Origin of the sequence: Janthinobacterium psychrotolerans (assembly GCF_001677885.1) — a bacterium.
Classification (GTDB): domain Bacteria; phylum Pseudomonadota; class Gammaproteobacteria; order Burkholderiales; family Burkholderiaceae_D; genus Janthinobacterium; species Janthinobacterium psychrotolerans.
The window spans coordinates 83,920-106,640 of sequence record NZ_LOCQ01000048.1 but is presented as its reverse complement, the minus strand read 5'-3'; the positions used below and the strand labels follow the sequence as shown (position 1 = coordinate 106,640).

The 22,721-nt window shown below is 62.3% G+C and carries 16 protein-coding genes; 8 read left to right on the top strand and 8 right to left on the bottom strand.

The window, feature by feature from the left end; genetic code table 11:
- The first annotated feature begins 142 nt into the window (after nucleotides 1–142).
- A complete protein-coding gene (locus ASR47_RS07295) occupies nucleotides 143–652 on the top strand; it encodes a DUF1993 domain-containing protein (protein WP_065307093.1) in 510 nt (169 codons plus the stop codon).
- Here the strand turns inward: ASR47_RS07295 and ASR47_RS07290 are convergent, their stop codons facing one another.
- Nucleotides 653–1,210: a glycine zipper 2TM domain-containing protein gene (locus ASR47_RS07290; RefSeq protein ID WP_065307092.1), complete on the bottom strand. Its 558-nt coding sequence runs from the start codon at nucleotides 1,208–1,210 to the stop codon at nucleotides 653–655.
- Nucleotides 1,211–1,368: 158 nt separating this feature from the next.
- On the opposite strand from ASR47_RS07290, the gene ASR47_RS07285 reads away from it, so the two are divergent.
- Nucleotides 1,369–2,460: an NADH:flavin oxidoreductase/NADH oxidase gene (locus tag ASR47_RS07285; protein ID WP_065307091.1), complete on the top strand. Its 1,092-nt coding sequence runs from the start codon at nucleotides 1,369–1,371 to the stop codon at nucleotides 2,458–2,460.
- Between the two features lie 19 nt (nucleotides 2,461–2,479).
- Here the strand turns inward: ASR47_RS07285 and ASR47_RS07280 are convergent, their stop codons facing one another.
- From ASR47_RS07280 to ASR47_RS07270, 3 genes are all read right to left on the bottom strand, one after another.
- Nucleotides 2,480–3,796, bottom strand: coding sequence for a DUF3443 family protein (locus ASR47_RS07280; RefSeq protein WP_171898909.1), 1,317 nt, complete (start codon nucleotides 3,794–3,796; stop codon nucleotides 2,480–2,482).
- A 223-nt stretch (nucleotides 3,797–4,019) separates the two neighbouring features.
- Nucleotides 4,020–4,562, bottom strand: coding sequence for a DUF2844 domain-containing protein (locus tag ASR47_RS07275; protein WP_082988790.1), 543 nt, complete (start codon nucleotides 4,560–4,562; stop codon nucleotides 4,020–4,022).
- 392 nt (nucleotides 4,563–4,954) lie between these two features.
- Nucleotides 4,955–5,857 (bottom strand): helix-turn-helix transcriptional regulator, encoded by a 903-nt coding sequence (locus ASR47_RS07270; RefSeq protein ID WP_082988789.1) that lies wholly within the window; start codon nucleotides 5,855–5,857, stop codon nucleotides 4,955–4,957.
- A 329-nt stretch (nucleotides 5,858–6,186) separates the two neighbouring features.
- Between ASR47_RS07270 and ASR47_RS07265 the strand changes: the two genes are divergently transcribed.
- The 5 genes from ASR47_RS07265 (at nucleotide 6,187) to ASR47_RS07245 (ending at nucleotide 13,608) form a co-directional block, all read left to right on the top strand.
- Nucleotides 6,187–7,779 carry an ABC-F family ATP-binding cassette domain-containing protein gene (locus ASR47_RS07265; RefSeq protein WP_065307087.1) on the top strand — a complete coding sequence of 531 codons (1,593 nt, stop codon included), beginning with the start codon at nucleotides 6,187–6,189 and terminating at the stop codon, nucleotides 7,777–7,779.
- A gap of 142 nt (nucleotides 7,780–7,921) precedes the next feature.
- Nucleotides 7,922–8,383, top strand: a complete 462-nt coding sequence (locus ASR47_RS07260; protein WP_065307086.1) for a RidA family protein — start codon at nucleotides 7,922–7,924, stop codon at nucleotides 8,381–8,383.
- Between the two features lie 62 nt (nucleotides 8,384–8,445).
- The gene (locus tag ASR47_RS07255; protein ID WP_065307085.1) at nucleotides 8,446–9,879 is read left to right on the top strand and encodes an amino acid permease; all 1,434 of its coding nucleotides are present in this window, start codon (nucleotides 8,446–8,448) and stop codon (nucleotides 9,877–9,879) included.
- Between the two features lie 235 nt (nucleotides 9,880–10,114).
- The gene (locus ASR47_RS07250; RefSeq protein WP_082988788.1) at nucleotides 10,115–11,587 is read left to right on the top strand and encodes an amino acid permease; all 1,473 of its coding nucleotides are present in this window, start codon (nucleotides 10,115–10,117) and stop codon (nucleotides 11,585–11,587) included.
- Nucleotides 11,588–11,655: 68 nt separating this feature from the next.
- The gene (locus ASR47_RS07245; protein ID WP_065307083.1) at nucleotides 11,656–13,608 is read left to right on the top strand and encodes a S9 family peptidase; all 1,953 of its coding nucleotides are present in this window, start codon (nucleotides 11,656–11,658) and stop codon (nucleotides 13,606–13,608) included.
- 130 nt (nucleotides 13,609–13,738) lie between these two features.
- Here the strand turns inward: ASR47_RS07245 and ASR47_RS07240 are convergent, their stop codons facing one another.
- From ASR47_RS07240 to ASR47_RS07230, 3 genes are all read right to left on the bottom strand, one after another.
- A complete protein-coding gene (locus tag ASR47_RS07240; protein ID WP_150127711.1) occupies nucleotides 13,739–15,679 on the bottom strand; it encodes a phosphatase PAP2 family protein in 1,941 nt (646 codons plus the stop codon).
- A gap of 106 nt (nucleotides 15,680–15,785) precedes the next feature.
- Complete coding sequence (locus ASR47_RS07235) at nucleotides 15,786–17,942, bottom strand: FUSC family protein (RefSeq protein WP_065307081.1); 2,157 nt, start codon at nucleotides 17,940–17,942, stop codon at nucleotides 15,786–15,788.
- Nucleotides 17,943–18,033: 91 nt separating this feature from the next.
- Nucleotides 18,034–19,722 (bottom strand): M14 family zinc carboxypeptidase, encoded by a 1,689-nt coding sequence (locus ASR47_RS07230; protein ID WP_065307080.1) that lies wholly within the window; start codon nucleotides 19,720–19,722, stop codon nucleotides 18,034–18,036.
- A gap of 159 nt (nucleotides 19,723–19,881) precedes the next feature.
- Between ASR47_RS07230 and ASR47_RS07225 the strand changes: the two genes are divergently transcribed.
- Nucleotides 19,882–20,349 carry a hypothetical protein gene (locus tag ASR47_RS07225; protein ID WP_065307079.1) on the top strand — a complete coding sequence of 156 codons (468 nt, stop codon included), beginning with the start codon at nucleotides 19,882–19,884 and terminating at the stop codon, nucleotides 20,347–20,349.
- A gap of 84 nt (nucleotides 20,350–20,433) precedes the next feature.
- Here ASR47_RS07225 and ASR47_RS07220 read toward each other — a convergent pair whose 3' ends face one another.
- Nucleotides 20,434–22,587, bottom strand: a complete 2,154-nt coding sequence (locus tag ASR47_RS07220) for a S46 family peptidase (RefSeq protein WP_065307078.1) — start codon at nucleotides 22,585–22,587, stop codon at nucleotides 20,434–20,436.
- Between the last annotated feature and the right edge of the window lie 134 nt (nucleotides 22,588–22,721).

Below are 22,721 nucleotides of genomic sequence, written 5' to 3'. Positions count from 1 at the left end.
GATGCACAAGGCAAGGCAATGGCGCCAGCGCAGGGTTTCCTGACGGGCGCCATTTTTTTGGCCGCTCATCGTGGCGCAGCGTACGCACGGCTTGTGCCGCCCTCGGCTACACTGGCTTATCGCCACTACTCAGGAGTGAACAATGTCCGTATCCATGTACCAGGCCACCATCCCCGTCTTCGTGCGCGGCTTGCGCGTCGTTGCAAACCTGCTGGAAAAAGCGCAGGCCCATGTCGAGCAGGGCGGCATCGTGCCGGAAATTTTACTGGGCGCACAGCTGGCGCCCGATATGCTGAACCTGACAGCGCAGGTGCAGCGCGTCAGCGATACGGCGAAAATGTCGGTCGAGCGCCTGAGCACCATACCGGCGCCGCGTTTCGAAGACAATGAGGCATCGTTCGAGCAGCTGCAGCAGCGCATTGCCGACACCATCGCCTATGTCGATGGCGTCAACGCCGGCCAGATGGCGGGCAGCGCCCAGCGCGAAGTGGTGCTGAACTGGACCGACGAGGGCAAGCGCTTCAACGGCGACGACTATTTGCTTGGCTTTGCCCTGCCGAACTTCTATTTCCATGTCGCCATGGTTCACGCCATCTTGCGCAACAACGGCGTGTCCATCGGCAAACTCGACTATCTCGGACCGTATGATTAATTAGCGTTGTGGCTGCTCTACCTGGTTCTGCACTGCATTGCCCAGGAAGCCGCCGCCGATCACGCCGGCCACCGTTGCCAGCGCCTTGCCGCGGCCGCCACCGACCTGGTTGCCGATCAGTCCACCGATCACGGCGCCGGTGCCGATGCCCACATAGTTCGGTTGTGCCGGTGCCGGTGCCGGCTGCTGCTGGCGTACCGGTTCGCGGTAGACGGTGTCGCGGTAAGCGTAGTCGTCATCGCGGCTGGCCGGGCGCGCTTGCGCCACGCGGTGCACCACGCGTTTGTGCACCACCGGTGCTGGCGCTGGTGCCGCTTGCGCCACTACCGGTGCGGCCACTGGCGCTGCAACCGGTGCGGCCACTGGTGCCAGCGCTTGCGGTGCTGCCAGGTTGGTGGCCGCCAGTTCCGCCGGCACGGCCGGCGCATTGTTGGCGCGGGAGTTCGGCAAGATACCGGCAATCGATGCCGCGCCGACCAGGCACAGTACCGTGGCGGAAATGGCGGCGCCGGCCATCAAAGGGTGGATGCGTGCGGTGGTGTTGGTAGCGTTGTTCATGCTGGTCTCCTGAAAAACATGTCTGGGTTGACGATGTAGCCAGATTACCGCTGAGCCACGCGCCAAGCTAGACGTTGCGCTGTATCAAACGTAAGCAGGTGTAATCCGGAAATTTTTCAGCCACAGTAAAATCAGTGTTCCTTCAGTCGGAGTCATCCATGAGCCAGTTATTCACGCCGTATCAGCTGGGGCCATTGTCCCTGGTCAACCGCATCGCCATCGCCCCCATGTGCCAGTATTCGGCCGAGAACGGCAATGCCACCGACTGGCACATGATCCACCTCGGCCATCTGGCGCTGTCGGGCGCCGGCGTCCTGATGACGGAAGCGACGGCGGTCTCGCCGGAAGGGCGCATTTCGGCCGAGGACCTGGGCCTGTGGTCAAGCGACAACCAGCAAGCGCTGGCCAAGGTGGTGCGGGCGATCCGCCAGCATTCGGCCATGCCGCTGATCGTGCAGCTGGGGCACGCCGGGCGCAAGGCGTCGAGCCGCGCGCCGTGGCAGGGCGGCAGCTGCGTGCACCTGTCGGACGGCGGCTGGCAGACGGTGGCGCCGTCGCCGATTGCCCATGCACCTGGCGAAACGGTGCCGATCGCGCTTGATGAAGCCGGTTTATTGCAGGTAAAAGCCGCGTTTGTCGCCGCCGCCAGGCGAGCCCATGCGCTCGGCATCGACGGCATCGAAGTCCATGGCGCGCATGGCTACCTGCTGCATCAGTTCCTGTCGCCGCTGGCCAACCAGCGCACGGACGCCTATGGCGGCAGCCTGGGAAACCGCATGCGTTTTCCGCTGGAAGTCCATGAAGCTGTGCGCGCGGCGGTGCCGGCCAGCATGGCGGTCGGCATGCGCATTTCCGCCACCGACTGGGTCGAGGGCGGCTGGGAGATCGAACAAAGCGTGCAGCTGGCCCACGAACTGAAGCGCCGCGGCGCCGACTTTATCCACGTGTCGAGCGGTGGCGTGTCGCCGCAGCAGCAAATTCCCCTCAGTCCCGGCTACCAGGTGGGCTTTGCCGAGCGCATCAAGGCGGAAACCGGCATGCCGACCATCAGCGTGGGGCTGATCACCGAGGCGCAACAGGCCGAAACCATTATCGCCAGCGGCCAGTCCGACATGGTGGCGCTGGCGCGCGCCATGCTGTTCGATCCGCGCTGGCCCTGGCATGCGGCGGCCCAGCTTGGCGCCCAGGTGCAGGCCCCGCCGCAGTACTGGCGCTCGCAGCCGCGCGAACTCAAGAACCTGTTTGGCTGATACCAAACTGCCTGGAAGATCAGGGGGTATGAGTCACGGCTGGACCAGGCACGTTCAGCCCTATGGCGGAGCGGCCATCGATCAGCGTGCCAACCGAGCGGCCAAAGAAGAAGCTCGCGCCAAGGAACAGGGTGTTCGGAGCAGTAGCGGGACCGGCCAGGCCTTCGATTGCGTGAGCCTGTGGAGTCGCGTTAAAAGCGGCAAGGGCATCAACGATCAGAAGGGGGATGGTTGACGCGGTTCCTCGTACGCCCGTGTTCGTCGCAGTGATTGACAGGTCCGATCCGGGGCAGAAGAAGCTGGCGATGCCGCCCTGGCAACTGCTGAGATTGACCGTGCCTGTCGATGGGGAAAAGATGATGGTGGAGCCACTGTCGATGAAGCTGTTGACCAGTTGCCGGCCATTGAATTCCGAGGCAAAGTAGCCCAGCGCAGTCGACGCCAGCACCGCGCTGCCGGCCGGCAAAGCGTTATTGGCACGGGTGCCCAGGCCAAAGATCAGCATGCCATCGGCGCGGTTGGCAGCGTGGTTCGGCAACTTGGGCAAGACGATGATGTTGCCGTTATTGTCGGCGCCAAAGCCAATCACGGGATTGCTGACCTGATCGGCCAATGCAACCGGGATCTGACGGCAGGGCGATTGCGCGCAGGAGTAATAGACCGGAGGGGCAAACACGGTGCAGGCGGAGCCGCAGTCTTGGGCAAACTGGCCAATACCCAGGATACCCTTTGCACCCATTTCGGCTGCAGTTTTGACGATAATGCCCTGAACCTGGCAACTCGCAGGCACATCAGCGACCTGGGGCGCGGGATCGCTGATGATCTGGATGCGTGTGTTGACCGCCAGCTTGCCCGCCTGACTGACCCCGCCCATGCCGATATTGGCTTTGCGCACGCTGCCCCAGGTGGTTCCTGATACGAAACTCAGGCATTCTGCCAACGGCTCGCCGCCGGATGTGGCGGCTGGCAAAGCCGCCAGCAGTTGCGCGGGCATTTGGTCTGCAAATACGCGCAATCCGGTCGAGCCGGTATCGACCAGGACGTGGTCGATGACGGCGCAGTTGACGGGATTGTCTGGAGCACAGACTTTGACGTCAGCGAAAATCATGTTCGGAATGGGCCTCTTGGCAAAAGGACCGGCATCGACGTAAATCGGCGCGACATTATCATCGCCGATGACGGCTGCCACCGGGTTCAGCGGTGAGCCTCCAGGCTGGTTGACAGGCGGTGCCACGATAATCGGCGGCTCAATTGGCACAAGGATTGGGGGCGTGGTGACCACGGGCGGCGTGAGCACCACTGGTGGCTCCACTGCGACAGGTGGGGCGACGACCACGGGCGGCTCCACAACTACAGGTGGCGTTACCGGTGGACTCACTGTGACAGGAGGCGTAGGCTGAGAATCGGAGTTGCTGCCACCTCCGCAAGCCACCAGGGCGAGGGTGGTCGACAGCGCAAGTGCGGCAGGCAGAATTGACGCGCGGAAGCGGTGCGAGAAAGAGGGCGGTTTCATGAAATCCTTGATGATGTGAAGTGGGAGAAGCGTCGCCGGCGTGTGCTCAGCGCAGCTTGGCCAGGTCAAAGCCGGTGGGCAGGCGCGAGCTCAGGAAGGAATAGCCGGAATAGGCACGCAAGTGTCCGCTTGATACGATGGTCCAGTCCCCCGACGCGGCATTGAGCAGGCGCGGAGAGCGAATGTGCGACGCTTGCTGGCGCTGTTGTGCGCGATCAAGCAATGGTTTGTAGACGCCCAGCAGGGCCGCCAGGTCAGGCATGGTAGGAGCTGCCCACGACACGGCGAATACGAAGCCACCCGCATCGGAGAACTCGGTGGCGATGCCGCCATCGGGCAGGATGATTTGATGGGCGGAATAAGACGAGCCCGTCGAGTCCGCAGCGTTGGAAAGGGTGGAGAAGGAGCGCGCATGCATGCTCCTGGCGTCCTCCACCGGACCTTGGGCAGTCGGGATAGTGCCGCCCAGCCCGGCTTGGGCGCCGCTGGAAAACAGGCATGCCCAAGCTGCGATGGCCATGATTGGAAGCCGCGATTGCGAGCGGATATTTGTGAGCCGCAGTGGGCCGTTGGCTGAGTGATCTGACATGCATGCACCTTTTCATTTGCTACTGATTTGAATTTTTTATTGGCCGAATGCGGCCATGTATCGTTGCAAATAAAGATATCCATAACAGTGGGGATAGTGCTGGAGAACTGAATTGACAACGGGACAAAAAATACAGCAGCCGTTCAGAAAAAGATTGAATCTATGCGACAATCTCCGATTGATGTGAAATAAAAGAATCGCCTGCCAATTGCTGGAAACACCTGAATGCCATCTCATGTCCTGATGAGCAGAAATGTGCGGCAATGCCAGCAAGCGACGAAATGATGGAAATTTTGAGGCAATGAAATGAAGCCACGCCTTGCTTTGGACGCCCTGAGTTAAACGGCGGATCGGGCTATCTATTTCATTGCAACCATCCGGCGCCGGACGGGCTATGGGACATGCGGAAGACGTATTAATTTGCGGATCAGGCTGGGTGGCATTCCAGATGCATGCTGGAAGGCCCGCGTCATGTGGGCAAGGTCCGAGAATCCCTCGGCAAAGGCAATCGTGGTGAGACTGTCAGGGGATGCCAGACGATGAGATGCGCGTACCAGCCTTGATGCTTGCCGGAGAGATTCGGCAGTAATGCCCGACTCGCGCAGCCTGCGCTCGAGCGTGCGTTGATGGCAGCCGAGGCTACGCGCGACATCTGCAATGGGAAGGTAACCCTCTTGCTCAAACAGAATTGCAACCTCTGCCGCAGTTGATGACTCAACGCCGAGTAGCCTGGCCATGGACGTGAGACTGCGTTTCTGCGGCCCGTGCGGTAGCAAGGCATTTTTCCTGGTGGTGGACAGCATCGTCTCGACAATGGCAAGCGTACCTTGGCGGCAAGGATCCGGGTCATCGAGCTCGGTGCGCCCTGCATGGGCGGCAGCTTCGTTTTCCAGTTGTACAGCGCTTTGATTGCCAGAACGACGCGCATATCCATGCGTCCCCAGCCTTGTTTGTACGCCAAGCCTGGCTGACTGGTTGTAAGCATTAAAGGCAGTCAACACATCAGTTTCTTGCTGAAACGATGACAGGAGCAGATACCCGGGGTTCATGTCGGTCGCAAGAAAGTCGTTGACCATGCGCTCAATGACTCCCGCACCGGTTTTTGCCAGCATTCTGGCCTTGCCAGCGGCATGATAACGCTGATAAGGCAGGTGGCCACCAATGATGTGCGAAATTGCAGAAGAAAAGCGGTTCATCGGAGTCCAGCCGGATTTTCCCTCCAGTGCATTGACAACAACGTGATATGCAAGAGAATGTGGCATGCGATAATTCTCAGTGTCGTAATTGATATTCATGGATCGCGCTTCCTGATAATCAATCCGTGCAAGACAGGAATTTTTTGGAAAATGAAACCCAATAGTTGAATTATAAATTTTGATGGCATTACATGCAAAACTATTCTTGAAATGTGTCTCGATGCAGTGACCGTATTGCAATGTATTAAACCGTGGAAGGCATCATCATTGCCAGATGTCCGATTTCTCATCTTCTGCTACACTCGCGCTTCTCCATCTTATTTCTTCAGGACGGTTCGACATGCGCCATTGATACTGCCGTGCTTGTGCACGGCCCAGCCCATCCCGCCACCGCGCGGGTTCGCCAGCCTTGTACAAGGAGTATCCGCATGCCTGCATTACTGCAACTCGATCGTCTGTCTTATGTGCTGCCCGATGGCACGCCGCTGTTTCACCAATTGCTGTTTCCCTTTACGCCGCACCGTATCGGCCTGGTCGGCGCCAATGGCGCGGGCAAAAGCGTGCTGGCGCGGCTGCTGGCCGGCGAGGTCAAGCCTCACAGTGGCGCCGTGCGCTGCGATGGCGGCGTGCGCCATGTGCCACAGGAACTCTCGCCCGTACACTTTCCTACCGTGGCGGCGCTGGCCGGTGTCGATGGCGTGCTGGCCGCGCTCGACCGCATCGCTGCCGGCTCCATCGATGAGGCCGACTATGCGCTGGTGGGCGAGCGCTGGGATGCCGGCGCGCGCCTGCAACAATCGCTGGACGAGATCGGCCTGGGCCAGCTGTTGCCCGATACGCCTACCGCCAGCCTGAGCGGTGGCGAGCGCCAGCGCATCGCCCTGGCCTGCGCCTGGCAGTCGCAGGCCGGCTGGCTGATTCTTGACGAGCCCAGCAATCACCTGGACGTCACACAGCGCGCCCGGCTGGAGCGGCAGATCGCGTGCTGGCCGCGCGGCCTGCTGCTGATCAGCCATGACCGCAGCCTGCTGGGCCATGTTGACGAGATCGTTGAACTGTCTGCCCAGGGCTTGCGCAGCTATGGCGGCAACTACGCGTTATACGCCGAGCAACGACGCCTGGAGCAAACGGGATTGCAGGCGGCGTTGCAGGCCGAAAAAGCCGGTGAAAAACGCGCCCGGCGCGAGGCGCAGGCACTGGCCGAGCGCCAGCAGCGCCATCTGGCGCGCGGCGAGCGCGACGGGCGCCATGCGAATCAAAGCAAGCTGCTGCTCGATGCGCGCAAGGAAAGCAGCCAGGACAGCCAGGGCAAGCTGCGCCTGCGCGCGCAGGCGGCCCAGGCCGAGCGCCAGCAGCGGGTGAGGGAAGCGGGCGAGCGCTGCGCGCCAGATGCCGAACGGCTGCTGCTGGCGCCGGACAGCAGCGTGCCCAATGGCAAGCTGATGCTGGAATTGCGTGGACTGGTCTTGCCGCATGGCCAGGCGCAGCCGCTTGACCTGGTCCTGTCCGGTCCGCGCCGGCTGGCGGTGACGGGCGACAATGGCAGCGGCAAGTCGACCTTGCTGCGCGTGATCGCCGGCCGGCTGGCGCCCGCCAGCGGCGAGGTGTTGCGCCATGGCCGCCTGGCCTGGCTGGACCAGCACGCGGGCCCGCTCGATGGCGAGCTGAGCGCGGTGCAGCGCTTGCAGGCGCGCAATCCCGGCATGGCTGAAGGCGAGCTGCGCACGCGGCTGGCGCTGCTGGGCATCGCCGGTGCGCGCGCCACCATGGCCAGCGGCCTGCTGAGCGGTGGCGAGCGCATGAAGGTGGCGCTGGCCGCCGAACTGTATGCCGCAACGCCGCCGCAGTTGCTGCTGCTCGATGAACCCGACAATCACCTGGACCTGGCCAGCTTGCAGGCGCTGGAGCGCATGCTGGCGCAATACCGGGGCGCCTTGCTGGTGGTGTCGCACGACCAGGCTTTCCTGCAACAGCTGGGGCTGGACGAGCCAGGCCTGTGTTTGCATGCCCGCTCGGTATAATCCACTGAATAACCCCACCTATTTGTGAACTTAAACTGGGCATTCCCCCCTATGATGGGGTTTAATCTGGAATTGTTGTCACAGTTATATTTTCTGTGCGCCGCTCTGCTCATCGTTCACTTTGTTTTATTGGAGAAATAGCATGTCGTTTTACGAAAAACTGAAATCCCTCAATATCGAATTGCCGACTGTGGCAGCGCCCGCCGCCGCCTATGTGATGCATGCGCGCACCGGCAACACCGTGTTCCTGTCCGGCCACCTGGCCAAGAAGGACGGCAAGGTCTGGGTCGGCCAGCTGGGCAAGGACACCACCACGGAAGAGGGCAAACAGGCCGCGCGCGGCATCGCCATCGAGCTGATGGCCACCCTGCAGGACGCCTGCGGCGGCGACCTGAACAAGGTCAAGCGCATCGTCAAAGTGATGAGCCTGGTCAACTCCACGCCGGACTTCACCGAGCAGCACCTGGTCACCAATGGCGCCTCGGAACTGTTTGTGGAAGTGTTTGGCGACAGCGGCAAGCATGCGCGTTCCGCGTTTGGCGTGGCGCAAATTCCGCTGGGCGCCTGCGTGGAGATCGAACTGATCGCCGAACTGGCTGAGTAAAAGTATGACACGCGCCGGTACGCAAGCCGGCCGGCGCATGATAAAAAAGACGGAGACAAGCAATGAAAACGAGTGATCAAGGCTTGCACCGTGGCCTCGGTGAGCGACAGATACGCCTGATGGCGCTGGGCGCCGCGATCGGCGTGGGGCTGTTCCTGGGCTCGGGCAATGCGATCAGGATGGCCGGTCCCGGCATCATGTTGTCGTACATTTTAGGTGGCGCGGTGATCTTCCTGATCATGCGCGCGCTCGGTGAAATGGCGGTGCACAATCCCGTCGCCGGCTCCTTCAGCCGCTATGCCCAGGATTACCTGGGCCCGTTGCAAGGCTACCTGACGGGCTGGAATTACTGGTTCCTGTGGCTGGTCACCTGCGTGGCGGAAATCACCGCCGTCGCCATCTATATGGGCATCTGGTTTCCCGACGTGCCGCGCTGGATCTGGGCGCTGGCCGCCCTGGCGTCCATGGGCGCCGTCAACCTGCTGGCCGTCAAGGCCTATGGCGAATTCGAATTCTGGTTTGCCCTGATCAAGGTCGTCACCATCATCCTGATGATCGTCGGCGGCGCCGGCATGATCATCTTTGGCCTGGGCAACGATGGCGTGGCGATCGGCATTTCCAATCTGTGGACGCATGGCGGCTTCTTCCCCAACGGCGCGCAAGGCGTGCTGATGTCGCTGCAGATGGTGATGTTTGCCTACCTGGGCGTGGAAATGATCGGCCTGACGGCAGGCGAAGCGGCGAACCCGAAAAAATCGATCCCCGACGCCATCAATTCCGTGTTCTGGCGCATCCTGATCTTTTATGTCGGCGCGCTGTTCGTGATCCTGTCGATCTACCCGTGGAACGAAATTGGCACCACCGGCAGCCCGTTCGTGATGACCTTCGAGCGCCTGGGCATCAAGACGGCCGCCGGCATCATCAACTTCGTGGTGCTGACGGCGGCCCTGTCGTCGTGTAACGGCGGCATCTTCAGCACCGGCCGCATGCTGTACAACCTGGCGCTGCAGGGCCAGGCGCCCAAGGCGTTTGCAGAAACCACGGCCAGCGGCGTGCCGCGCCGCGCCATCATGGTGTCGGTGTGCGCGCTGCTGATCGGCGTGCTGCTGAACTATCTGGTGCCGGAAAAAGTGTTTATCTGGGTTACCTCGATTTCCACGTTCGGCGCCGTCTGGACCTGGGGCATCATCCTGGTAACGCAGATGAAGTTCCGCCAGACCTTGACCCCATCGGAAGTCAGGCAACTGGCGTTCCGCATGCCGTTCGCGCCGTACGGCTCGTGGATTTCGCTGGCCTTCCTGGCGCTCGTGATCGGCCTGATGGCGTATTTCCCCGATACCCGCATCGCGCTGGTGATCGGCCCGGCCTGGCTGCTGCTGCTGAGCGTGCTGTACTACGTGCTGGGGCTGGCGCCGAAAGACGGCGGCGAAGAAGTGCCGCAAGGCTATGAGGCGGGCTGGCCGCCGTTTGACGCCAATCTGCCGCGCAAGAAATAACCCAGCGCATCTTGCAATATCCTGGCGCGCCCCTGCGATTGCAGCGGCGCGCTTTTTGCTGGTGCCGGCGTTGTTTCCTTGCATCAAAGATCTGTTCGGCTGGGCCGGTGAAAGCCCTATAATCGCTTAGTTTTGAAAATGGACTGTATCGTTTCCGGGTTTCGGCCAGGTAAAACCCATGCACCATTTTCATGCGTTTTCAGTTGTCATGACCCGCCTCCTAAAAGGATTGCTAGTGAGCCTAACCCTGGTCCAGAAACTTTGCCGCACCAAACCGATCGATACCACGAGCGGCCTTGGTGAAGGCCTCAGCAGCAGCGGCTTGAGCCGTTCCATCGGCCTGTTTTCCCTGACCATGATCGGCGTCGGCGCCACCATCGGCACGGGCATTTTCTTTACCATGGTCGAAGCCGTACCCAAGGCCGGCCCGTCCGTCATCCTGTCTTTCCTGATCGCCGCCGTCACGGCGGGCCTGACTGCCCTGTGCTACGCGGAGCTGTCGTTCCGCATTCCCGCCTCGGGTTCATCGTATTCGTTTGCCTACGCCACCGTCGGCGAATTCCTGGCCTTTATCATGGCCGCCTGTTTGCTGCTCGAATATGGGCTGGCCGGCAGCGCGGTGGCGATCGGCTGGTCGTCCTACCTGAACAACTTCCTGGAAAACGCGTTTGGCTGGCATATCCCGGAAATGCTGCGCACGCCGATGATCGTCTCCGGGCCGCACGGCATGGAGTTTCACGCCGGCCATATCAACCTGCCGCCCATCTTTTTGATCTGCATGTGCTGCTTCATGCTGCTGCGCGGCGCCAAGGAATCGGCCCTGATGAACGCCATCATGGTGCTGATCAAGCTGGCGATCCTGGTGTTCTTTATCGTGGTGGCGTTTTCCGGCTTTAACGCCGACAATTTTTTCCCCTTCTTTAATACCGATAACAGCAAAGGATTTGCCGGCATGACGGGCGTCACGGCCGCCGCCGGCACGGTGTTCTTCTCGTTTATCGGTCTCGATACGGTGGCCACCGCCGGCGACGAAGTGAAAAATCCTACCCGCAACGTGCCGCGCGGCATCCTCGGCGCGCTGTTGATCGTCACCGTGTTTTATCTGCTGGTGGCCGTGGCCGCGCTCGGCGCCCAGCAGGCGAAACTGTTCGAAGGCCAGGAAGCTGGCCTGGCGGTCATTTTGCAAAACGTCACCGGCCACGCCTGGCCGGCGCTGGTGCTGTCGGCCGGCGCCGTCATTTCCGTCTTCAGCGTGACCCTGGTCACGATCTACGGCCAGACGCGCATCCTGTTCGCCATCAGCCGCGACGGCCTGATCCCGAAATCGTTCCAGAAGATCCATCCGCGCACCCTGGTGCCGGTCAGCAATACCCTGATCGTCTGCCTGGTGGTGGCGCTGGTCGCCGGTTCCATCGACGCCACCTACTTGTGGGACATGGTCAGCATCGGCACCCTGACCGCCTTCATGGTGGTGTCGATCGCCGTGCCGGTACTGCGCCACAAGCAGGGCGCCAGCCGCATCGAAGGCTTCAGCGTGCCGTTCGGCCCGTATGTGATACCAGGCCTGAGCGTGTGCGCTTGCCTGTACATCATGCGCGACTTGCCGCACACCACCTTTGTCGTCTTCAGCGTCTGGATGGCGGTCACCATCGCCATCTATTTCCTGTACAGCATACGTCACTCGCACCTGGGCAAGAAGGGCGTTTGAACGCTGTCTGACAATCTGAACCGCCGCGCTTGCCGGCGGTTTTTTTATTTCAAACTGGAAGTTACCTGATGAAAATAACTGAAATCGCCAGCGCCGGCGTGCTGGCCACCGCCCTGTTTGCCGCTGCTGCCCACGCCGCCGCACCGCAGTCCTTGCGCGACTACCGCGCCGTGGCCTTGTCCGGCAACGGCCAGCGCATTGTCGCCATCGAGTCCAGCGACACCGGTGGCCAGCTACAACGGCCGCATGCGGCCATCGTGGTGCGCGACGCCGGCAGCGGCGTCATGGTGCAACAGTTCGACCCCTGCGCCGCGTGTTCCTACGACAAGCCCAGCTGGTCTCCCGACGGCAAACAGCTGGCCTTTATTGCCTATGACGCCAAGGCGGGCAAGGCCAGCCTGTTCCTGGCCACCATGGGCCAGGCCGCATCGAAGGAGTTGCTGAACTTCAAGGGCGTGGCCAGCACGGCGCGCTGGTCGCCCGACGGCAAGCAGCTCGCCTTGCTGGCCACGGTCGGCGCGCGCAAGCTGGCCGGCGCCGTGGAAGCGGGCGCGCGCCAGGTGGGCGAAGTGGGCAGCGAGGATGACGCCCAGCGCATCGGCGTGGTGGCGGCCGCGGGCGGCGAGCTGCGCCTGGTCTCGCCGGCCGACACCTATCTGTACGAATACAACTGGACCCCGGACGGCCGTGGCTTTGTCGCCACCAGCGCGCAGGGCAATGGCGACAGCAACTGGTGGGTGGCGAAATTGAGCCATGTCGACGCGGCCAGCGGCGCGCTGCGCGAGATCGCCGCGCCGGCCATGCAGCTGAACCTGCCATCGGTGTCGCCGGACGGCAGGACGGTGGTCTTCATTGGCGGCCTGATGAGCGATTTCGGCTCCATCGGCGGCGACATCTATACCGTGCCTTTGGCCGGCGGCACGCCGCGCAACCTCACGCCTGGCTATCGCGGCACCTTCAATGGCGTCGTCTGGCGCGGCAATGGCCTGCTGGCCACCGCCCTGATCGATTCGCAACTGGCGCTGGTGAAACTCGATCCGCAAACCGGGCCGGCCGCGCCGCAGTTGCTCGGTGAGATCAGCAGCGGTGGCTCGGACGGCCGCCTGTCGTTCAGCGCCGATGGCACGCAAGCGGCCGCCGCGCAGGAAGACTTTACGCATGCGTCGCAGCTGGTGGCCGGACCTTTGAACAGCTTGAAGAAAATCACGCGCGACAACGACGCCCTGGCGCCGCAGCTGAGTGTGCGGAACGTCGGCTGGAGCAATGAAGGCTACCAGGTGCAGGGCTGGCTGCTGGGGCCGTTGAAGGTCGAGGCAGGCAAGAAGCATCCGATGATCGTCGTCGTGCATGGCGGCCCCGGCGCGGCCGCCTCGCCGCGCTATGTCGGGCCGGGCGAGCTGGCCAGCGCGCAGGTGCGCGAGCTGACGGAAAAGGGCTATTTTGTCTTCCTGCCCAATCCGCGCGGCAGCTTCGGCCAGGGCCAGGCTTTTACACGCGCCAATATGCGCGACTTTGGCGGCGGCGACTGGCGCGACATTTTGGCCGGCGTCGATGCGGTGGAAAAAGTCGCGCCGATTGATGGCCAGCGCCTGGGCCTGACCGGCCACTCGTATGGCGGCTTCATGACCATGTGGGGCGTAACGCACAGCACGCGCTTCAAGGCGGCCGTGGCTGGCGCCGGCGTGTCGAACTGGATCAGTTATTACGGCCAGAACGGCATCAACCAGTGGATGATCCCCTTCTTCGGCGCCTCGGCCTATGACGATCCCGAGGTCTACCGCAAGGCTTCGCCGATCTCGACCATCAAGGCGGCCACCACCCCGACCCTGGTCTATGTCGGCGAGCGCGACGTGGAAACGCCGGCTGCCCAGTCGCTGGAATTCTGGAACGGCCTGCGCGCCATGGGCGTGCCATCGAGCCTGTTCATCTATGACGGCGAGGGCCATTCCTTGCGCAAGCCCGAGCACCAGCGCGACCTGCGCCAGCGCACCCTGGCATGGTTTGAGCGCTACCTCAAGTAGGTCGGATTAGGCGGGGCCGCCGAGGCCGCAGGCCGTAATCCGACAACATGGTTGGCGTCTGTGGTAGGTGTCGGATTACGCGAGGTGAAGCCTCGCTAATCCGACCTGCGCCCTATACAAGCTCCGGTTTTTACACGTCCAGCTTCAGCTGCAAGCCGGTTGCCGTGTAGGTCGGCGTCACTTTAAAACCGTCGACGGTGATGCTGTCGAACTTGCCCTTCAGGCTGGCCGCACCGATGACATTCAGGGTGTCGCCGGCGGCCGGCTTGTAGCCGTTCTGGAACGTCACTTTCAGGGCGCCGCCAGCCACCGTCATCGGGCCGGCCACGGTCAAACGACCCGCCTGGCCGCTGCCCAGTTTCAGTTCCAGGTTGCCGGTCGCCAGCTGCGTGTACTTGGCGGCCAGCGCCAGGCTGGTGGTCGCGTTGCTGACCAGGGTGCCGCCGCTGACATACACGTCGCCCTTGCCGAAGGCCGTGGCCGACAGCGCTTCCAGGCGGCCGGCTTCGACTTGCGTGCCGCCGCTCCAGCTGTTGTTGCCGCCCAGTTTCAGGGTGCCCGTGCCTTGCTTGTTCAGCTTGCCTGCGCCGCTGATGTCGTTGCGCCAGCGGTCGACCGCATTGAAGCCGCCCTTGGCCGCATCCATCGCCACCACCACGTTGCCGGTAAACACGCCATAGCCATCAGCGGCGGCAAACAGGTTCAAGCGGCCCCAGCCTTCGGCATCGTCCATCACCGGATAGCCCGATGGCATGGCCGTGGTTTTCAGCACCACGCGGCGCTGCGCGTCGGACAGATAGGGCAGGCGCGTTTCGAGCAAGACTTCCGCACCTTTCGGCACCACGGCCGGCGAGGTGGCCGGGCCGGTCTGCGCAAAACCGAAGGTCATGCGGCGGATATACGCGGCCTTGTTGGCGGCGTAGTCGCCAAAGCGGTCATTGGCCGCCGTGCCCGAGTGGGCGTAGTCATAAAAGGTGTCGGCGGTGGTGCCGGTCCTGGCCATCAGGGTGGTGTGCGCCTGCGTCACGGCGGCGGCCTTGGTGGCGGCCGTGGTGGCGTCGAGCAGGTTGGCGGCGACGATTGCCTGCGCCTGCACCCGGCCGCTGATCACGTCGAGTGGCGAATGCATGCCGGCGATAATGCGGTTTTCACCGAGTTCCAGGCCGCGCGCCACCATTTCCTGGTAACGCTCTGGCAGCACGTAGGCCATGCCCACGGCGCCGCGCACGGCTTCGGCCGAGTGGCCGCTGGTAAAGCCGCCATCGGTGGCCGGGGTGGCGCTCCTGGCCGGCATCAGCGCCGGCACCAGCACCACATTGCTGCTCCAGCGGTAAGGACGCGCGTATTTGTAGAAGCGCTTGGCCGGTTCCGTCGAGCCGTTGTTGCCCATGGCATTGACCAGCGCCACCACGTTGCCGAACTCGGCATTGCTGCTGCCGGCCACGCCGGTATTGGTGCCGCTGTCGTTGTACAGCACGGTGGTCGCATCCGGCGCGATGGCCGTGATGCTGGTGGTCTGGCGCGCGGCGCTGCGCCAGGCGTCGGTCAGCGGACCCATGCCGTCGGTAATGCTGTAGCCCTTGCCGCGGCGGTCGTCGAGATAGGCGGCCAGTTCCTGCGCCGGTGTGCGGCTGGTGGTGGCTTTGACCACGTAGTCGATATTGGCGTTGTGCACGGCGGCGTTGACGATGGTGCCGCCTGGCGTGCCGTCATTGGGCACACCGGTCCATTTTGACGCGGTAACGGCGGGGAAGTTGCCCACGGCCGGCGCGGTGACGCCGGCGTCGACGATTTCGGTCAGCGGTTTCCAGATATCGAGCATGCCGATCAGCACGCGCACGCCGGCGTTGGTGGCGGCCGTGGCGTAGCGCGCGTCGCCGCGCTGGTTGCTGGCCACATTGTCGACAAACGGCAAGGCCGTGGCCGATGGCGGCGCCGTATCGACCGCGCCCTGGTCGGCCGGTGCGGCCGGGATCACCAGCGCGGTGTCGTCATGGTGATCGGAACCGCCGCAGGCGGCGAGGGCGAGGGCGGCGCTGATGGCCAGCGCCAGGGGCAGGCGGCGGGTCATGGGAAATGCATGCATGGGTGGGAACCTTGAAAGAGGGCTGGGGGGCTGAAAAACCCCCGCAGCATAGCCGCGCTGTATGACACCTTCATGACAGCGCGGCGCCCGCTTACCCTTGCTTCGGCTCCACGATATGCACGATCGCCGCGCTATGCACCACGATCTTGTCGGCATCGGCCTGCAGCAGGCGGATGCGCCGCTGTACCAGTGGCCAGCCCGACCAGCCGATATCCGCCACGGATGGCGCTGGCAATGCGGGCTGCGGCGCGCTGATGGCCACCTTGTTGTCGAGCTGGTCCAGCGCGCGCGACAGTGTCTTGCATACCTGCGTGTGGCTGTGCGTGAGCAGGGCGTTGACGGGCGCCACCGGCAACTCGCTGGCGTGGCGGCCCAGGATGGAGCGCAGCGCCGCCACATGGGCCACCAGCAGATAGTTCTGCACGATAAACAGATTGATGTCTTCCACCGCGCGCTGCTTGCTGGCCGGCTCGTCGAGCATGCGCACCAGTGCCGAACTGAGCGCGGCCAGGCTGTCCATCAGGCGCTTGCGTTCGATGCGGTAAGCGAAATCATCGTTGCACTTGCCTTGCAGCAGTTCGAAGCTGGCCTGCATATAGGACAGGTTGACATTGAGCACCTGGCGTATCAGCCGTGGCAGGCTCTGGTATTCCCAGTTGGCCAGCACAAAGCTGAACACGGTGGCCACCGCCGCGCCGATCAGGGTGTCGATCAGGCGCTCGCTGACCAGGTTCGGGTTGCTGGGCGCCACCAGGTGCATCTGAAGCAAGATCATCAGGCTCACGGCAATCGCCGTATAGCGGTAGCGCAGGTAAATGAAGGTGGGCGTGGCGACAATCGACAGGAACAATATCGCCATCAGCGCGATATTGCTGTGGATATAGCGGATCACGATGGCGGTCGCCACGCAGCCGATAATGGTGCCGATAATGCGGTCGGCGCGGCGCTGGCGCGTCATGCTGAAGGTGGGCCGCAGGATGATGACGATGGTCAAGACGATCCAGTAGCTGTGCGCCGCATACGGCAGCCAGTGGCCGATCATCAACCCCACCGAAATGGCCATCGACACGCGCAGCGCAAAGCGGAAGATCGGGGACTCCAGGCGCAGGTTTGACACCAGCGTGGTCAGTTCGTATTTCTGCTGCGACAGGAAAGGCGCCATGTCGGCGCCATTCCAGAACGGCACGTCGGCATAGACTGTCTGGCTGGCCAGGTGCAGATCACCGATCATTTTCAAAATCGCGCGGATCTTGTTGCGCTGCGCGCGCAAGGTGGCCAGCGCTTCCTGGGCGCTATCGCCCCTGGCCTGCAGGCGGGCGATTTCCGCTTCGATCTCGCTCCATTCCTTGTCGTAATGGATGTGCGCATACGAGGCGCGCTTGCGCGTGACGGCGTAGGCCACCGACTCGATATCGCGCGCCGCCTTGCAGGCCAGGTCGTGCAGCGAAGTGAGCACTTCCGAGTCGGCCAGGTGCTGGCGCAGCAAGGCGTAATCGGTATGGGTCGACAGGATCAGCTCGTACAGGTCCAGCATGCAGACGTGGACCTGCACCACGATGGCGTCCTTGCTGTTCTTGTGGCTGCGCAGGATCAGGTCGCGCGAGGCCTGCTGGCGGTCGGCCAGGATGCTTTGATGGCGCACCAGCTTGTTGAACTGTTCCGTCAGGTTATAGCGCGCATCATAAAAGTCGGCCTTGATGTCAATGTAAGCGGCCAGCTCGAACAGCGCTTCGGCCAGCACCTGCTGCTTGATGCGGTGGCGCAGCACCCAGGCGATCGCCATCGCATACGTCAGGTAAGCGAGGCCGCCGAGCATGAACAGGCCCGCATGGTGGAACGACTGCTGCCACGTCATCTGGTGTTCCATCGACATGGTCATGATGAACAGGGCGGCCAGCTGCAAGGGCATCGACTTTTTGCCGTAGACCACCATCATGCTGGCCAGGAAACTGACCAGCACCAGCACCGCCATCAACAGCCAGTGCACGGGGCCGCACAGGCTGATCAACAGGGTAACAAAGCTGCACAGCAGCACCGAGGCCAGCATTTCATTGAATTTGTGGCGCAGCGGGCTGGGCATGTCCATCAGGGTGGTGCACAGTGCGCCGATGCACACCGTCATGGCGGTGGCGCTGTCGCTGATCTCGAGTGTCAGCAGGGTCAGGCCGACCAGGCCGATGGCCACGCGCAAGCCCAGGTAAAAATAATGGCTGTAAATAAAGGTGCGCAGGTTCAGTGCGTAGTGCATGGTTGTACCTTGTGGGTAGAGCACATAAAGAGGCGCTGTACCGGGGTCTTCCGGTACAGCGCCAGGATAGGACGATTTCTTGTTGCCTGGTTTACATCAGGGCCAGCACCGGATAACGGCGCCATTCCGGCTCGGCAAAACGCTGGCAGTTTTCAAAGATAAAGTCCAGTACGGCTTCCTGATTGCTCAGCAACGCCGGGTTGGCTGCTTTCCATTCGGCAAACCTGGCCGCCAGCAGCGGTTCGTCGCGCAGCAATTCGGAGGCCATGTCTTCGAACACATAGTCGGAAAACGCTTCCTTTTTTTCCAGCACGCTGTTGAAAAAGCCCCAGCGGAAAAAGCTGTCGTGCGCCTGCGGTTCCAGGGTTTCGACCGCGTAGCGGGCGTTGTCCTGGTCCAGGCTCACCAGATAGTCGCCCGCTTGCAGGGTGAACTGCGCCGTGCGCGCTTCGAGCGCCACCGTGTCGTGGAACATATGGCCTTCGTAGGCGCCGGCGCGCGTGCCGACGTGTTGGATATGATAGTAGCGCGCCGTTACCGTCTGTTCGCTGGTGATGCGCGTCAGTTGCACTCCATTCCAGCGCAGGCGCTCGATCACTTCGCGCCACGCTTGCGGCACCACATAGGCTTTTGGCGCAGGCACCACCACATCGGCATCGAAACGGTTGTAATAGGCGATATCCTTTTCCCATGGCTGGGTGCGGTCATACGACAGGCGCTGGTAGTCGCCGATCACGCTGGGCGTGTATTTGGCGGCATAGCCCTTGAAGCGGAAGGTCGACGGCTGCGCTTCATTCATGCGCCAGGCGACGGGCCACTCACGCTGCGTGCGGCCGGCGGCCTTGGCTTGCGCGCGCAGCTGTTTGATCTGCTCGCCGTGCTCGACCGTAAAGGCGATGGTGATATCGAGCAGGGCGCGCATCGACGCATAGCGGTCGGCAAACGGTTTCAACATATGTGTTTCGGGCATGAAGCCGATCACATGGTGCAGGGCCGCAAAGCCGGTCGAAAAGCGCGGCACTTCCAGAAATTCCGCAATGCCGTGATCGGGGCTGTCCTTGACGGGATTGACATACGGGCACGTCGGCCAGCCGGCTTCTTCCATGCGCGCAAAGATATGCGGCAGCATGGTGTGCTGCAGGAAGGGACCGAGGCCATTGCCCAGCTTGTCCGTCTGCGTGTGGATCAGGGTCATGGTGTACGGATAGTCGGCGCCGTTCGACGTATGCGTGTCGACCATCACGTCCGGGTCCCAGCTGGCCAGCAGGCGGTTGAACACTTGGGCGTTCAGGCTGTCGCACTTGATGAAGTCGCGGTTCAGGTCCAGGTGGCGGCTGTTGCCGCGAAAGCCGAACTGCTCCGGGCCATCCTGGTTCACACGCGAGGTGTTCGCCCGGTTCAGGCTGCCATCGACGTTGTAGATTGGAATGAACAGCAGCACGGTCGTGCCCAGGGCCGCCAGGCGGGCCGGGTCCGTGCACAGGTCGCGCACCATAGCCATGCAGGCATCGATGCCTTCCGGTTCGCCCGGGTGGATGCCGTTATTGTTGAAAAACACGGTGCGGCCCGCCTGCTTGATCTGCTCGCGGTCGAATATGCCGTCGGCGCTGACCACCCCAGCGTGGATGGGCACGCCCGAATCGGACAGGCCGATCTGGGTGAACCGCAGCAGCTGCGGGTAGCGCGCGGCAAGTTCTTCGTAGAAAGTGATGCATTCCAGCCAGGTCGTGGTCTGGTTATGGTTGCCGAGTTCGTAGGTCGTGCGCAAGTCTTGTGGCATGGCGGTCTGAGTCTGGAGAGCGGAAACGGAGAGAAAAAGTGCGCTGGATAAGCGCGCTCGCAAGGAGGCAATTGTAGCACCGGCGCCCCGGGCTTGATGCAGGGCAGGGGGCGCCATCAAATGCCGTGTTATCAATCAGCCTCACTCCCGGGAGGCGCCATGCGCATGATCTTGATTATCCTGCTGTGCTGCTGCGCCGGCACCGCCGCCGCCCATGACGGGTCGGTCACGATTGCCGGCGACGGCGCCTTGATACGCTATCGCGGCATGCTGCTGGCGCTCGATGGGGCGGTAGCCGACCCGGCCGAACAAGCCGTCGATCTGCGCCTGAGGTCGGGCAGCTTGCCGCTGTGGCAGTCGATCAAGCGGCGCAAGGGCAAGGTGCGGGTGCGCGTCACGGCGCTGCCGGGTCCGGGTGAATTGCCCGCGCTGCTGCTGGACTTTGGCAAGAATGGCTACCGCATCGTGATCCTGTCCACCGGCATGGCCGAGCAGGATTATCCGCTGCTGGCGCAGCGCTATCCGGGCGCCGACCTGGCCTTGCTGCTGGAACATGGCCAGCGCGTGATTGTGCGTGGCGGGCAGCCGCAAACTTCGCCGTTCCAGTTTTCCAATATCAAACGCTAGACGAAAAAAAGCCACTTCCGAAGAAGTGGCTCAGGCTACAACCGCCCGTTGCCGGGCTTATTAGTTGTTGTTATCTGTTGGCAATTACTCCGCGCCCATTTCCTTCAGCAGATTGTCGGCGTGATCGATATGCTTCATATTCCACAGCATATAGCGCAGGTCGACCTGGATCGAACGGGTATTGGCCTTGTTGTAGTCCCAATCGGAGATGATCGAGTCCAGGGTGCCATCGAAGGCCAGGCCGATGAATTCACCTTTCGCGTTCAGCGCGGCCGAACCCGAGTTGCCGCCGGTGATGTCCAGCGTGGCCAGGTAGTCGACCGGCACGGTTTTCAGTTTCGGATCAACGAATTTGCCGAAGTCCTTGGCCTTGATCGCTGCCAGCTGCTTGGCAGGGGCATTGAATTCGCCTTCGCCGGTGGCTTTGGCGACCACGCCATTGACGGTGGTAAACGCGGTCCAGGTGGTGCCGTCGGCGCCATGGTCACGGCCGGCAACTTTGCCGAACGTCACGCGCAGGGTGCTGTTGGCGTCAGGATAGACGGCTTGGCCCTTGCTCTTCATGTAGGCGATTTTCGCCTTCATGTAGTTGGCGTACGATTGCTGGATCTTGCCCGACAGTTCTTCGTCTTCCGCTTCGTTTTTCAGCGAATCCGGATACATGGCGACCGCTGCCTGGATAAAGGTGTCCTTGCTGGCCTGGAATTCGGCTGGCGTGCGTTTCAGCCATGCCTTGCGTTCTTCCTTGTCGGCCAGCTTGCTGCCGGCATACAGTTTGTCCAGGGCGCCAGCCAGGTCGGCTTGCGACATGCCGTCCTTGATGCCGATGGCGGCGTCAAAGCTGGCGCGGCGCTGGGCTGCTGGCTGGGCGGCGTACTTGGCCAGGCTGTTCAGTACCAGCGCCTTGTCGACTTTTTCGTCGTAGGTGCGCTCGACCGAGGTAATGCCCGCTTCCAGGCGCGGCAAGTCGCGCGTCTGGTAGCCCGATTTGCGCTCGGTGTCAGCTTTGGTGCTTTCATTGGCCAGGCGGTACAGGCTGCGTGCCGTGTTCAGCAGGCGTGGCTGCGCGTAACCGAGGAAGAAATCGCGCTTGGTGTCGGCGTCGCGCTCGGCGATCAGCTTTTCCACCTGTTCGATGTCACCGGCGAACTCTGCCTTGCGGGCGGCGTTGGCGTTGACCCAGGTTTTCAGCGCCTCATGTTCGGCCGTCTTGCGTGCCAGGAAGTCGCTGCCCGCGTAGGAGTCCAGCATGCCCTGGCGGTTCTTGTAATAGTTGTTCACGCCAGCGACCTGGCCCGCGTATTTCAGCGCGACATCCTTGTTGTCGCGGGTTTCGCGCGCGATGATGGCCAGCGTTTCGCCCGATGCTTTCACGAACGCAGGGTAGTTCCAGTCAAACGTGAATGCCACTTCCGACGGCAGGCGGTGACGGTTGGTGCGGCCAGGGTAGCCCAGCGCCATCACGAAATCGCCTTCTTTCAGGCCATCCTTGGCCAGTTTGAGCACATGTTTCGGCTGGTAGGGCACGTTGTCCTTGCTGAAGTCGGCAGCTTTGCCGTCTTTGCTGACATAGGCGCGGTAGAAACCGTAGTCGCCCGTGTGGCGTGGCCACATCCAGTTGTCGGTGTCGCCGCCGAACTTGCCCACGCCGGCCGGTGGCGCATGCACCAGGCGCACGTCGCGGATTTCCAGTTGCTTGATCAGGTAGAACTCCAGGCCGCCGTAGTAGGCCGACACGGTGCAGCGGAAGCCCGCTTCTTTTTCGCATTCGGCGACCAGTTTCTTCTGGTTTTTCTCGATCGCGTCGATGCGTGCCTTGCCTTGCAGCCTGGCCACATCGGCGGTGATGATCTTGTCGCTGACATTGGTCACGGCCGAGGTGACGAAGATGCGGCTGCCCGGGGCGGCCGGCAGTTCTTCGGCAAACGTCTTGGCCAGGAAACCGTTGGCCAGCAGATCGCGCTCCTTGGTGGAATTGACCGCCACGCTGTTGTAGACGCAATGGTGGTTGGTGGCAACCAGGCCTTGCGGCGAGACGAACGAGGCCGAGCAGCCGCCCAGGCTGACGATGGCGCCCATCGGGAACTCGGTCAGCTTGGTCAGGGTGGCCGGGTCCAGTTTCAGTCCGGCCGCTTTCAATTCCTTGGCTACTTGTGGCAGCTGTTGTGGCATCCACATGCCTTCGTCGGCGTGTGCAAAATTGCTCAGGATAGCGAGCGCAATCAGGGATTTTTTCATTCGAGTTCTGGTCTTTTACATGAAGGAAAGTCGGATGTTAGCGTCTGTACCCGCTGTTTTTTTCAGCGGACGACATGGAGTATCCGTTTCACAGTGTGACTAGTCAATGACATTTTCCGCAGCGCATGGCTGAA